The following is a 12,435-nucleotide window of genomic DNA, read 5'->3' on the forward strand; positions in this document are numbered from 1 at the left end:
CAAAAGCGGCGTCAAGCCACCGAATCGGCCGGCTGTCGCGTCATCAGCGCCATCAGTTGGGCAATTTCCTCGCGCATCTTGCGGCGATCCACGATCATGTCGACCGCGCCCTTTTGCATCAGGAATTCCGCGCGCTGGAAGCCTTCGGGCAGCTTCTCGCGCACCGTCTGCTCGATCACGCGCGGGCCGGCGAAGCCGATCAGCGCCTTCGGCTCGGCAATCACGACGTCGCCGAGAAACGCGAAGCTCGCGGACACGCCGCCCATCGTCGGGTCGGTGAGCACGGAAATGAACGGCAGTTTCGCGTCGGCGAGCTTCGTCAGCATGGCCGTGGTCTTGGCCATCTGCATCAGCGAAAGCAGGCTTTCCTGCATGCGCGCGCCGCCCGACGCCGTGAAGCAGATGAACGGCACGTTCTGTTCGAGCGCGTTGCGCGCGCCGCGAGCGAAGCGTTCGCCGACCACCGAGCCCATCGAGCCGCCCATGAACGAGAACTCGAAGCACGCGACCACGCACGGCAGCGTATGGATCGCGCCGCCCATGACGACCATTGCGTCGGTCTCGTCGGTGTCTTCCATCGCTTCTTTCAGGCGGTCCGGATACTTGCGGCTGTCCTTGAACTTGAGCGCGTCGACCGGCACGATTTCCTGGCCGATCTCATAGCGGCCTTCCGGGTCGAGCAGGCGGTCGAGCCGTTCGCGCGCGCCGATGCGCATATGGTGGCTGCACTTCGGGCAAACATGCAGATTCGCCTCGACGTCGTTGCGGTACAGCACCGCCTCGCACGACGGACACTTCACCCACAGCCCTTCCGGGATGCCCTTGCGGTTCTTGGGATCGGTTTGCTTGATCTTGGGCGGCAGCAGTTTGTCGAGCCAGCTCATCGTTGTTCCTTGACTGATCGGGGCAGCGCCGCGCACCGTCGACGACGGCGGCGGCGGCGAATGTTATTTGACGGAATCGAGCGCCGCGCGAATCTCCGCGATGAAGCTCGTGAGCGACGCGGCGGCCGTTTCCGGCGGCGCCTCTTCGAGCAACTGCACGAGCCGGCTTCCGATGACGACCGCGTCTGCGACTTCCGCGACGGCGCGGGCCGTCTCTGCGTCGCGAATGCCGAAACCGACGCCGACCGGCAGGGGCACATGCGACTTGATGGCCGGGATTTTACTCGCGATGCTGGAAACGTCCAGATTTGCCGCGCCCGTCACGCCCTTGAGCGACACGTAGTACACGTAACCGCTCGCGATCTCGCCGACCGCCGCCACGCGCTCATCGGTCGATGTCGGCGCGAGCAAGAAAATCGGATCGATGCCGGCCGCGCGCATCGACGCGCCGAAATCGCCGGCTTCCTCGGGCGGGTAATCGACGACGAGCACGCCGTCCAGGCCCGCCTGCTTCGCGGCTTGCGCGAACGCGTCCGCGCCCATGCGCTCGATCGGATTGGCGTAGCCCATCAGCACCACGGGCGTGTCGGCGTCCGTTTCGCGAAAGCGCGCGACATCGGCGAGCACGCGCTTGAGCGTGACGCCGCGTGCGAGCGCGCGCTCCGACGAACGCTGAATGACCGGGCCATCGGCCATCGGATCGGAAAACGGCACACCCAGCTCGATGACGTCGGCGCCGCCCTTGGCGAGCGCATGCATGAATTCGACGGTCTGCTCGGGGTTCGGATCGCCCGCCGTGATGAACGGGATTAGCCCTTTGCGGCCTTGCGCGGCGAGCGTCGCGAAAGTGTTCTTGATACGGGACATGAGAATTCTCGTAAGCGTATTCGTTAGCGTCGATCATTCGACGCAATCAGCGACGAAACAGGACTCGCGCGTTATTCGGCGGTTTCGGTTTCGGCGGTCAGCGGCGCATCCAGCTTCGCGAGGCGGTTTTCCGCGATGGCGCAATAGTCCGCGTTGATTTCGAAGCCCGTGAAAGATCGACCGTGGCGCGCGCAGGCGACAGCGGTCGTCCCGCTGCCCATGAACGGATCGAGCACGCGGCCGCCCGGCGGACAGCTCGCCAACACCATGCGCTCGACGATTTCCAGCGGCTTTTGTGTCGGATGATCGACGCGCTCCGCGTGCTGCCGGTGCAACCGCGAGACGGACCAGACATCTTTCGGGTTGTAGCCCATCTCGAGCCACTTGCTGCCTTCGAAAATCTTGCGCGAGCGCGCCTTTTTCGTCGCTGCGTCGTAGGGAATGCGCACCGGATCGAGATCGAAGTAATAGTCCTTTGATACCGCGAAATAGCCGATGTTGTCGTGCACCGAGGTGAATTTACGCGTCGTTCCGCCCATGCTCGGCACGCGCCGGTCCCAGACGATCTCGTTGACCATCGTCATCCGGCGCTTCAGGAACACGAACAGTTCGGGCGAATACTGCCAGGTGCAGAAGATGTACATCGACCCGCTTCTCTTGAGCTTCGGAATCGCGATGTCCAGCCAGCGATACGTCCACTCAAGAAACGCCTCGCCGGACAGCATGTCCGAGTCGTTCCCGTAGTCCTTGCCGAGTCCATACGGCGGGTCCGCGACGATCAGATCGATCGACGCATCGGGAACGGAAGCGGCATCGGCGAGAAAATCGCGGTTCCGAATATTTATGCCAGCGCCTTGCAGCGCGCCGGCGGACATCGGTTCGTCGATAACGGTGCGCATCGGCGGCTTAGAACTGGATACCCGATCGCTCGGCGACCGTGTGCATGTCCTTGTCGCCCCGGCCCGACAGGTTGACGAGCAGCACCTTGTCGCGCGGCAGCGTCTTCGCGAGCTTCGCGCCGAACGCCAGCGCGTGACTCGATTCCAGCGCCGGAATGATGCCTTCGATGCGGCAGCAGTCGTGGAAAGCTTTCAGCGCCTCGTCGTCGGTAATGCCCACGTACTCCGCGCGGCCGGCGTCCTTCAGCCACGCATGCTCCGGACCGACGCCCGGATAGTCGAGCCCCGCGGACACCGAATGCGTCTCGATGATCTGGCCGTTGTCGTCCTGCAAGAGATACGTACGATTCCCGTGCAGCACGCCGGGGCTTCCGCCCATCAGCGAAGCCGCGTGGCGTCCTGTTTCGATGCCGTCGCCCGCAGCCTCGACGCCGATCAAACGCACGGCTTCATCTTCGATGTACGGATAAAAGATGCCCATCGCATTCGAACCGCCGCCCACGCACGCGATGACGGCATCGGGCTGGCGGCCCGTCATTTCGGGCATCTGCACGCGGCATTCGTCGCCGATCACGCGCTGGAAGTCGCGCACCATCATCGGGTAAGGATGCGGCCCGGCCACGGTCCCGATGATGTAGAACGTGTTTTCGACGTTCGTCACCCAGTCGCGCATGGCCTCGTTGAGCGCGTCCTTCAGCGTGCGGGAGCCGGATTCCACCGGCACGACGGTCGCGCCCAGCAGCTTCATGCGGTAAACGTTCGCCGCCTGCCGCTTGACGTCTTCCGCGCCCATGTAGACGACGCACTCCATGCCGAAGCGCGCCGCGATGGTCGCGGTCGCCACGCCGTGCTGTCCCGCGCCGGTTTCAGCGATCACGCGCGGCTTGCCCATCTTGCGCGCGAGCAGCGCCTGCCCGATAACGTTGTTGACCTTGTGCGCACCGGTGTGATTCAGGTCTTCGCGCTTCAGATAAAGCTGCGCGCCGCCGAGCATCTCGCTCCAGCGTTTCGCGTGATAAATCGGGGAAGGACGGCCGACGTAATGCTTCAGTTCGTAGTCGTATTCGGCCTGGAATGCGGGGTCCTGGCGGGCCGCGTCGTAGGCGCGGCGCAGTTCGTCGAGCGCGTGAATAAGCGTTTCGGAGACGAACACGCCGCCATATTGGCCGAAGTGGCCTCTTTCGTCAGGCAAGTTGTACATTGCGTCACTCTCTCGGTGGCAGGCCGCTTTCGGGCCTGCGGTCGGAATCAGTTCTGAATCAGCCGGCGTCCGCTTCGCGCACTGCGCGCACGAACGCGGCCATTCGGGCAGGATCTTTCACGCCCTTCGCGCCCGGCACCTCGATGCCGCTAGAGACATCGACCGCGAACGGGCGCACGCGCCGGATGGCGTCACTGACGTTTTGCGCGTTCAACCCACCACTCAAAACGGCCCGATGCCCGAGATCTGTTGGAATAAGTGACCAATCGAATACCTTTCCACCGCCGCCGAAGCCCTCGACGAGTGCGTCGAGCAAAATACCGCCCGCAGCCGCATAGTTAAGCGACGATTCTACCAAATCGCTTGCAGCCGCATCAGGCCCTACGCGCACCGCGCGCCACCAGGGCAAACCCGCAATCGCGGCGAGTTCGGCGCATTGCTCGGGCGTTTCGTCGCCGTGAAATTGCAGGAGCGACAGCGGCACGTTCGACGTCACTTCGCGCACCCATTCCGGCGTCGCGTTGACGAACAGGCCGACTGCCGAGACAAGCGGCGGCACGTACCGCGAGAGTTCCACGGCTTCGGATACCGTCAGCGAGCGCGGGCTCGGCGGATAGAAGACGAAACCCACGGCGTCCGCGCCCAGCGCGACGGCGTGCTTGACATGCTCAGCGGTCGACAGCCCGCACAGCTTGATTCTGGTTCGATGCAAATCGGAATGGTTCATGGCTGATCGGCCCAAACGGCGCTCCACGGCATGCTGGCGATATGCGGCGGCGGGACCGCGAAACGCTCCGGATAACCGACTTGCGCAAGATAGAGCCCATCGGGCATGAAGGTCGGCGCGGCGGCGCGACGGTCGCGCGCGTCGAGCACCTCGGCCATCCACGATGCGGGATGCCGGCCGCGCCCGATCGCGACGAAGCAACCCATCAGATTGCGCACCATGTGATGCAGAAACGCATTCGCCCGAAAGCGGAAGTGGACGAAATCGCCCTGCTCGCGCACGTCGATCTGATGGAGATGCTTGACCGGCGTCTTCGACTGGCAATCGGCCGCGCGAAACGACGAAAAGTCGTGCTCGCCGATGAGGCAGGCGGCGGAATCGCGCATGGCGGCGACGTCGAGCGGCGTGTGCACCCAGCCCGCGCGTTTCGCCAGCATGGGTGAACGTACCGGATTAACGTACAAAACGTAGAAATAAGTCCGTTCGAAGGCCGCAAAACGGGCGTGGAAGTCGTCGGGCATCGCCTTCGCCCACTGCACGGCGACGGAATTCGGCAAGAAGGCGTTCGTCCCGCGCACCCATGAGAAATCCGTGCGGTCGAGCGCCGTGTCGAAATGCACGACTTGCCCGAGGCCATGAACGCCCGTATCGGTGCGCCCGGCGACCACCGTCTGAAGCGGCGTCTGCGCGAATTCCGCGAGCGCCCGCTCCAGTTCGTTCTGCACCGTATTGCCGTGCGGCTGCGATTGCCAGCCGCAAAACGCGGCTCCGTCGTACTGAACGCCTAGCGCAATCCGCATATCAGGAATGCGGCGCGAGCGTCGACAGCAATCCGGCCGCTTGCTGGCGCGTCGCCTGATCGTTCGATGCAATCACTTCCTGCAGCAAGGTGCGCGCGCCCCCAAGATCGCCCAACTCGATGTATTCGACGGCCAACTCCAGCTTATTTCGCGCGATCGTCGCGAGTTGCGCGGCCGTTAGCGCGGGCAACGGCTCGGTTTGGCTCGACGGCAGGTCGAGATTGAAGTCGAGGCTTAGCGGCCCGAACTGCGTTGCGCCCAGCCCCGCGACCGACGGTGCGCCTGCCGTCCCGGCTTCGATTCGCGCCGCAGCGGACGACTGGTTCTCGTCGGCGACTGACGGCAGCGCGAACGCTTGCGCCTCGTGCGCAATATCCGTCTCGGCAATCGGCTGCGGGACGAAAGGCGCCTGCCCGACCGATGCCGGCGCTTCGTGCTGGGCGGCATGGTCATCGGAAGGCGGCGTGAGCGTCAGTTCCATGCGCGGCGGCAGGCCCATGTCCAGCGAATCCAGCGCCTGAACGGCTTCGGTCGGGAATTTCGGCATCGGAAAGCGATGCGTGGACGTCGGTTCGTCCTCCTGGGCGGCTGCGTCGTGCGGCTGCTGCGCGTCGCGCGCGGCTTGCTCTTCAACGGCCCGCTGTTCCGCTGCGCGCTGCTCCGATGCTTCCTGCTGGGCAGCCAGCGCCTGCGCTTCGCGCAACTCGGCTTCACGGGCGATGATCTCGCGCGCCGCCGCCTCGCGGGCCTGATGCGCCTGCGCTTCCTGTTGCGCGGCTTCCCTCGACGCCTCGTCGCGTCCGGCCAATTCGCGTTCCAAAGCTTCGCGCGCCGCCGCTTCGCGTGCGCGGACTTCGCGCTCCTCCGCTTCTCGCGCGGCGGCCTGCCGCGCGGCGGCTTCGCGCTCCTCGGCTTCCCATTTTTCGGCTTCACGTGCTGCGGCTTCGCGGGCGGCGATTTCGCGCGCGTGGGCCTCCTGCGTCTCGTGTGCTTGCGCTTCGGCCGTTCCCGCATGGGAGAGCGGCGGAACGAACGCGGCGTGGGCCGCTGCCGGCGGATTCGGCATCAATGGCGCGTTGGGTTCCGTCCGATTCGGATGGTCAGCGTGCGTCTCGCGCGCTTCGACCGACTGGGGCGTGTCGTCATCGGACGGCGTGGCGAACGACTGCGCCGCCTCGTAGCTTTCGAGGCTCGCGGCGACGGCGTTCAATTCGGACTGATCGCGCTCGACCGCGTTGCCTTCGAGATTGGCAGCGGATTCGGGACTCGGCGCGACCGGCGCTGGATACGGCGCGCGGGGATGCTGGTCGGCTTGCGTTTCAGTGTCGGCCTCGGCGCGCCGGCGCTTGCTGCGGCGGCGGAGCATGAGAAGCAGCAGCACGACGATAACCGCGGCGACCAGCGCGATCAGCATCGGATCGACGCCGGCGCGGGCTCGCGGTGCGGTCCCGGTCGTGGGCGCGCTGGCCACGGGCGCGACAGCGGGCGTGGCCTCCGGTGCCGCTTGCGATGCCCCCGAAGCCGTAGCCGCGTCGCTCGCGGCCGGTTCGACGGCGGACGCGCCCGGCTGAACCGGCGTCGTTTCAGCGCCCGGCGCCGACTGTGCCGAACTTGCGGCATTCGCCGCCGGCGCGCTCGGCTGTGCAGCCTGCGGCGCAGGCGCGGAAGCCGGCGCAGCGTCGGGCGAAGCGCCCGTATCGGCGCCCGGCACGTTCAGCACCGCCCCCAACTTCAGCCGGTTGATGTCGTGGCCCGCGAATGCGTTCGGATTTGCATCGAACAGGGCGCGCGCCATCTTCTCCTTGACGGCGCGTTCTTTGGAGCCGGTGAGCTCGCCCGCGATGTCGCTCAGGGACTGCCCCGGCTTCACAGCGTATCGCTGCGCCGGCGCGTCGGTGGATGTCGTGGTGGCGGCGGCATCGGCTGTCGCGCCGCTGGCCTGCGCGAGCGCCGCGCCGGAGTTCGTCCAGAGCGCCGCGCACAGGGCGACGCTTGCCACGGCCAAGGCCGCACGCGATGACGGGATGAAGGACCGGCGGGGTCGTCGAATCATTGAAGCTCCAGAGTACGGCGAAGGTTGAAACAGATACCAAGACTGGTGCGCGCCGGCGATCGTATGACCGGCCGATTCGCTCGCAGTCCCAAAAAAGCGGCCCCATAAACAAAAAGCGCCGCGATAACGCGACGCTTTCTGGGCGAGGTGCGCGCTCTCAGGCGCGTAGTTTACTTTACTTGTCCAGCAGAATGCGAAGCATGCGGCGCAACGGCTCGGCCGCGCCCCACAGCAACTGGTCGCCGACGGTGAACGCCGACAGATATTCACCGCCCATCGCGAGTTTGCGCAGACGGCCGACCGGCACCGTCAGCGTGCCGGTAACGACCGCCGGCGACAGATCGCGCATCGACGCTTCGCGTTCGTTCGGCACGACCTTCACCCAGTCGTTCGCCGAAGCCAGAATGCCGTTGATCTCGTCGAGCGGCACGTCCTTGTTCAGCTTGATGGTCAGCGCCTGCGAGTGGCAGCGCATTGCGCCGATACGCACGCACAGGCCATCGACCGGAATGGAACCCGGCTCGCCCATCGCTGGCTTGCCGAGAATCTTGTTGGTTTCCGCGCCGCCCTTCCATTCTTCCTTCGACATGCCGTTGCCGAGATCCTTGTCGATCCACGGAATTAGCGAGCCGGCGAGCGGCACGCCGAAATGGTCGGTCGGCATGGCGTCGCTGTTCATTGTCGCGAGCACCTTGCGGTCGATATCCAGAATGGCCGACGACGGATTCGCCAGATCGCCCGCCACCGACGCGTTGAGCGCGCCCATTTGCGACAGCAGCTCGCGCATGTTCTGCGCGCCCGCGCCCGATGCGGCCTGATACGTCATGGCCGTCATCCAGTCGACGAGGTTTTCGCGGAAGAGGCCGCCGAGCGCCATCAGCATGAGGCTCACAGTGCAGTTTCCGCCGATGAAGTCGCGCCCGCCCTTGACGAGCGAATCCTTGATGACATCGAGATTCACCGGATCGAGAACGATGACCGCGTCGTCCTTCATGCGCAGCGCCGAGGCCGCGTCGATCCAGTAGCCCTTCCAGCCCGCCGCGCGCAGCTTCGGATACACGTCGTTCGTGTAGTCGCCGCCCTGGCAGGTGATGATGGCGTCGCACTTCTTCAGGTCGTCGATGCTCGTCGCGTCTTTGAGCTTCGTCTCGTTTTTGGCGAACGACGGCGCGTTGCCGCCCGCATTGCTGGTGCTGAAAAACACCGGTTCGATCAGGTCGAAATCGCCTTCCTGCTGCATGCGCTGCATCAGCACGCTGCCGACCATGCCGCGCCAACCCACGAGACCTACGTTCATGACTAACCTTATTTGTTGAGGCTTCCCCGCATCCTTACCCGGCGTGGCCGCGCGGGGAAGACGCTCGGACACGAGGGACGATCAGCGAATCGTGATCGCTTTGATGGAGATTTTCGTAATGCGCGTTTTCGACGTGCGGATAACGCCCGGGGTGGCGATGCCGTCGATGCGCGTGACGATGGCGAGACCGGTCGCGCGAGCGTCGATGCCGCGGCCGATGCAATCCGTAGAGAATTGGAAGTTCTTCGCCATGACCAAAGAATATACACGAATTGCGGCGTTTTCGTCGGAAGTACCGTCTTTCCGGCGAAATCGCCGCGAACTGCGCGTCAACCGTACCGACTCGGGCGATCCCGATCCCGAGATGAGTACTAAAGCGCCGCGAGCACCGCGTCGCCCATGTCCTTCGTGCCGACGGTCTTGCCGTCCTGCGTCGCGATATCGCCCGTGCGGTAGCCCTGTTCGAGCACCTTCTTGACCGCAATCTCGATGCGATCCGCCTGCTCCGTCTTGCCGAGCGAATAACGCAGCATCATCGCGGCGGAAAGAATGGTCGCGAGCGGATTGGCCACGCCCTTGCCCGCGATATCCGGCGCGGAACCGTGCGACGGCTCGTACAGACCCTTGTTGTTCTTGTCGAGCGACGCCGAGGGCAACATGCCGATGGAGCCGGTCAGCATCGCGGCTTCGTCCGAGAGAATGTCGCCGAACATGTTGCCGGTCACGACCACGTCGAACGCTTTCGGCGCCTTGACGAGCTGCATCGCCGCGTTGTCGACGTACATGTGCGACAGCTCGACATCCGCGTATTCCTTGGCGACGTCGATCATCGTGTCGCGCCACAGCTGCGACGTTTCCAGCACGTTGGCCTTGTCGACGCTCGTGAGCTTCTTCTGGCGCTTTTGCGCGGCCTGAAACGCGACGTGCGCGATACGGCGCACTTCGGGCTCCGAATAGCGCATGGTGTCGAAGCCCTCGCGCGCGCCTTCGAACGGGCCGTCCGGCGCTTGCCGCACGCCGCGCGGCTGGCCGAAATAGATGTCGCCGTTCAATTCGCGCACGATCAGAATGTCGAGCCCCGACACGATCTCCGCCTTCAGCGACGAAGCGGCCGTCAATTGCGGATAGCAGATCGCCGGGCGGAAGTTCGCGAAGAGTTGCAGATGCTTGCGCAGGCCGAGAATGGCCTGTTCCGGACGCAGCGCGCGTTCGAGCGAGTCGTATTTCCAGTCGCCGACCGCGCCGAACAGAATCGCGTCCGCCTCTTTCGCGAGCGCGAGCGTCTCATCGGGCAGCGGATGCCCCTTCGCCTCGTAACCCGCGCCGCCGACAGGCGCCTCTTCCAGCTCGAACTTCTCGCCGAGCGCGTTCAGCACCTTGACCGCTTCAGCCGTGATTTCCGGACCGATCCCGTCGCCGGGGAGCACTGCAATCTTCATGTCGCTTCCTTCTACGTGTGCGTGTTTCGTTTATCCGATGACGCGATTGTTCAGCCACGGCTGCTTCGCGAGCCGCTCCGCTTCGAACTGCCTGATCTTGTCCGCGTGGCGCAGCGTGAGACCGATGTCGTCGAATCCGTTCAGCAGGCAATACTTGCGAAAGCCGGGTACGTCGAACGCGTACTCGGTGCCGTCGCCCGTGCGAACGACTTGCGCTTCCAGATCGACCGTGAGCGTGAAGCCGACGAACGCGTACGTCTCGTTGAAGAGCTTGTCGACCTGTTGCTCCGAGAGCACGACCGGCAGCAAGCCGTTCTTGAAGCAGTTGTTATAGAAGATGTCCGCGAAGCTCGGCGCGATGATCGCGCGAAAGCCGTACTGCTCCAGCGCCCACGGCGCATGCTCGCGCGAGCTGCCGCAGCCGAAGTTCTTGCGCGTGAGCAGAATCGACGCGCCCTGATAACGCGTCTGGTTCAGCACGAAGTCCGGATTCAGCGGACGGTTGCTGTTGTCCTGACCGGGCTGGCCGACATCGAGATAACGCCATTCGTCGAACGCGTTCGGGCCGAAGCCCGTGCGCTTGATCGACTTCAGGAACTGCTTCGGGATGATCGCGTCGGTATCGACGTTCTCGCGGTCCAGCGGCGCGACGAGGCCGCTATGCACGGTGAATTTTTCCATGATCTGTCTCTGTGTCCCGTTGGATTACGCGAGCTTTCGCACGTCGACGAAATGACCTTCGATGGCCGCCGCCGCCGCCATCGCGGGGCTGACGAGGTGCGTGCGGCCGCCCGCGCCCTGACGCCCTTCAAAATTGCGGTTCGACGTCGATGCGCAGCGTTCGCCCGGCTCCAGACGGTCCGCGTTCATCGCGAGGCACATGGAGCAGCCCGGCTCGCGCCATTCGAAACCAGCGTTGGTGAAGATCTTGTCGAGCCCTTCGCGCTCGGCCTGCGCCTTCACGAGACCCGAACCCGGCACGACCATCGCCTTGCGGATATTCGACGCCACCCGCTTGCCGAGCGACTTCACCACGTACGCGGCGGCGCGCAGGTCTTCGATGCGCGCGTTCGTGCACGAGCCGATGAAAATCTTGTCCGGCTTGATCGATTCGATGGGCGTGTTTGGCTGAAGCGCCATGTAATGCAGCGCGCGCTCCATCGCATCGCGCTTCACGGGGTCTTTTTCGCGCTCGGGATCCGGCACGCGGCCGTCGATGGACGTCACCATTTCCGGCGACGTGCCCCACGTCACCTGCGGCACGATGTCCGCCGCCTTGATTTCGACGACGCGATCGAAGTGCGCGTCCGGGTCCGACTTCAACTGACGCCAGTACTCGACCGCCTGGTTCCACTCGACGCCCTGCGGCGAGTACGGGCGATCCTTCAGATAGTTGATGGTGGTGTCGTCGACGGCGACCATGCCCGCGCGCGCGCCCGCTTCGATCGCCATGTTGCACACGGTCATGCGGCCTTCCATGGTGAGCGCGCGAATGGTGGACCCGCCGAACTCGATCGCGTAGCCGGTGCCGCCCGCCGTGCCGATCTTGCCGATGATCGCAAGCGCGATGTCCTTGCCCGTGCAACCGCGTGGCAGCGGACCTTCCACCTTGACGAGCATGTTCTTGCTCTTCTTTTGCAAGAGCGTTTGCGTGGCGAGCACGTGCTCGACCTCCGACGTGCCGATGCCGTGCGCGAGCGCGCCGAACGCGCCGTGCGTGGACGTGTGCGAATCGCCGCAGACGATGGTCATGCCCGGCAGCGTCGCGCCTTGCTCCGGCCCGATGATATGCACGATGCCCTGGCGCACGTCGTTCATCTTGAATTGCGTGATGCCGAATTCGTCGCAATTGGCGTCGAGCGTGTCGACTTGCAGCTTCGACACCGGATCGGCGATGCCGTGCGAGCGGTCGGTCGTCGGCACGTTATGGTCGGACACGGCCAGATTCGCGCTGATGCGCCAGACGGGACGCTGATGCAGCTTCAGACCTTCGAAGGCTTGCGGGCTCGTCACTTCATGCAGCAGATGACGGTCGATGTAGAGGATCGAGGTGCCGTCCTCTTCGGTGTGGATGACGTGCGAGTTCCACAACTTGTCGTAGAGAGTCTGGGACATGGTGAACGCTTCTCAGATGACTGCGGGGTGGTGCTGCTTCGCTTCGTCGGCAGCTTGTTCGACGATTATGCCACCTCCGCAGCCGCGCGGGGTACTACCCAGACACAAAAAACCTTGTGAAAACATAGGCTTAGGGTAGTGGCGCCAGTACCC

General features: G+C 64.6%; 12 protein-coding genes. All 12 read right to left on the minus strand.

The window, feature by feature from the left end; all coding sequences use genetic code 11:
* Window positions 1–11: 11 nt before the first annotated feature.
* Entirely contained in the window at window positions 12–884 is an 873-nt protein-coding gene (gene accD, locus GV035_RS15070; RefSeq protein ID WP_159835847.1) for an acetyl-CoA carboxylase, carboxyltransferase subunit beta, read from the minus strand.
* 63 nt (window positions 885–947) lie between these two features.
* On the minus strand, window positions 948–1,751 hold the full coding sequence (gene trpA, locus GV035_RS15075) for a tryptophan synthase subunit alpha (RefSeq protein ID WP_159835848.1): 804 nt from the start codon (window positions 1,749–1,751) through the stop codon (window positions 948–950).
* Window positions 1,752–1,822: 71 nt separating this feature from the next.
* A complete protein-coding gene (locus GV035_RS15080) occupies window positions 1,823–2,650 on the minus strand; it encodes a DNA-methyltransferase (RefSeq protein ID WP_159835849.1) in 828 nt (275 codons plus the stop codon).
* A gap of 7 nt (window positions 2,651–2,657) precedes the next feature.
* The gene (trpB, locus tag GV035_RS15085) at window positions 2,658–3,851 is read right to left on the minus strand and encodes a tryptophan synthase subunit beta (protein WP_159835850.1); all 1,194 of its coding nucleotides are present in this window, start codon (window positions 3,849–3,851) and stop codon (window positions 2,658–2,660) included.
* Between the two features lie 58 nt (window positions 3,852–3,909).
* Window positions 3,910–4,578: a phosphoribosylanthranilate isomerase gene (locus tag GV035_RS15090; RefSeq protein ID WP_159835851.1), complete on the minus strand. Its 669-nt coding sequence runs from the start codon at window positions 4,576–4,578 to the stop codon at window positions 3,910–3,912.
* Window positions 4,575–5,378, minus strand: a complete 804-nt coding sequence (truA, locus tag GV035_RS15095; RefSeq protein ID WP_159835852.1) for a tRNA pseudouridine(38-40) synthase TruA — start codon at window positions 5,376–5,378, stop codon at window positions 4,575–4,577. Before truA ends, GV035_RS15090 begins: the two co-directional genes overlap by 4 nt.
* 1 nt (window position 5,379) lies before the next feature.
* The gene (locus GV035_RS15100; protein ID WP_159835853.1) at window positions 5,380–7,431 is read right to left on the minus strand and encodes a FimV/HubP family polar landmark protein; all 2,052 of its coding nucleotides are present in this window, start codon (window positions 7,429–7,431) and stop codon (window positions 5,380–5,382) included.
* A 175-nt stretch (window positions 7,432–7,606) separates the two neighbouring features.
* A complete protein-coding gene (asd, locus tag GV035_RS15105; protein WP_159835854.1) occupies window positions 7,607–8,728 on the minus strand; it encodes an aspartate-semialdehyde dehydrogenase in 1,122 nt (373 codons plus the stop codon).
* 81 nt (window positions 8,729–8,809) lie between these two features.
* Window positions 8,810–9,061 carry a hypothetical protein gene (locus GV035_RS15110; protein WP_159835855.1) on the minus strand — a complete coding sequence of 84 codons (252 nt, stop codon included), beginning with the start codon at window positions 9,059–9,061 and terminating at the stop codon, window positions 8,810–8,812.
* Window positions 9,062–9,099: 38 nt separating this feature from the next.
* Window positions 9,100–10,167, minus strand: a complete 1,068-nt coding sequence (leuB, locus tag GV035_RS15115) for a 3-isopropylmalate dehydrogenase (protein WP_159835856.1) — start codon at window positions 10,165–10,167, stop codon at window positions 9,100–9,102.
* A gap of 30 nt (window positions 10,168–10,197) precedes the next feature.
* On the minus strand, window positions 10,198–10,848 hold the full coding sequence (leuD, locus tag GV035_RS15120; protein ID WP_159835857.1) for a 3-isopropylmalate dehydratase small subunit: 651 nt from the start codon (window positions 10,846–10,848) through the stop codon (window positions 10,198–10,200).
* A 24-nt stretch (window positions 10,849–10,872) separates the two neighbouring features.
* Entirely contained in the window at window positions 10,873–12,282 is a 1,410-nt protein-coding gene (leuC, locus tag GV035_RS15125; protein ID WP_159835858.1) for a 3-isopropylmalate dehydratase large subunit, read from the minus strand.
* Between the last annotated feature and the right edge of the window lie 153 nt (window positions 12,283–12,435).

The organism is Burkholderia sp. 8Y (genome assembly GCF_902506145.1).
Taxonomy (GTDB): domain Bacteria; phylum Pseudomonadota; class Gammaproteobacteria; order Burkholderiales; family Burkholderiaceae; genus Caballeronia.

Coding starts and splice junctions, on each gene's coding strand:
- GV035_RS15090 (WP_159835851.1), bottom strand. CDS start 4,578: ATGAACCATTCCGATTTGCATCGAACCAGAATCAAGCTGTGCGGGCTG.
- trpA (WP_159835848.1), bottom strand. CDS start 1,751: ATGTCCCGTATCAAGAACACTTTCGCGACGCTCGCCGCGCAAGGCCGC.
- leuD (WP_159835857.1), bottom strand. CDS start 10,848: ATGGAAAAATTCACCGTGCATAGCGGCCTCGTCGCGCCGCTGGACCGC.
- truA (WP_159835852.1), bottom strand. CDS start 5,378: ATGCGGATTGCGCTAGGCGTTCAGTACGACGGAGCCGCGTTTTGCGGC.
- leuC (WP_159835858.1), bottom strand. CDS start 12,282: ATGTCCCAGACTCTCTACGACAAGTTGTGGAACTCGCACGTCATCCAC.
- asd (WP_159835854.1), bottom strand. CDS start 8,728: ATGAACGTAGGTCTCGTGGGTTGGCGCGGCATGGTCGGCAGCGTGCTG.
- trpB (WP_159835850.1), bottom strand. CDS start 3,851: ATGTACAACTTGCCTGACGAAAGAGGCCACTTCGGCCAATATGGCGGC.
- leuB (WP_159835856.1), bottom strand. CDS start 10,167: ATGAAGATTGCAGTGCTCCCCGGCGACGGGATCGGTCCGGAAATCACG.
- accD (WP_159835847.1), bottom strand. CDS start 884: ATGAGCTGGCTCGACAAACTGCTGCCGCCCAAGATCAAGCAAACCGAT.
- GV035_RS15100 (WP_159835853.1), bottom strand. CDS start 7,431: ATGATTCGACGACCCCGCCGGTCCTTCATCCCGTCATCGCGTGCGGCC.
- GV035_RS15080 (WP_159835849.1), bottom strand. CDS start 2,650: ATGCGCACCGTTATCGACGAACCGATGTCCGCCGGCGCGCTGCAAGGC.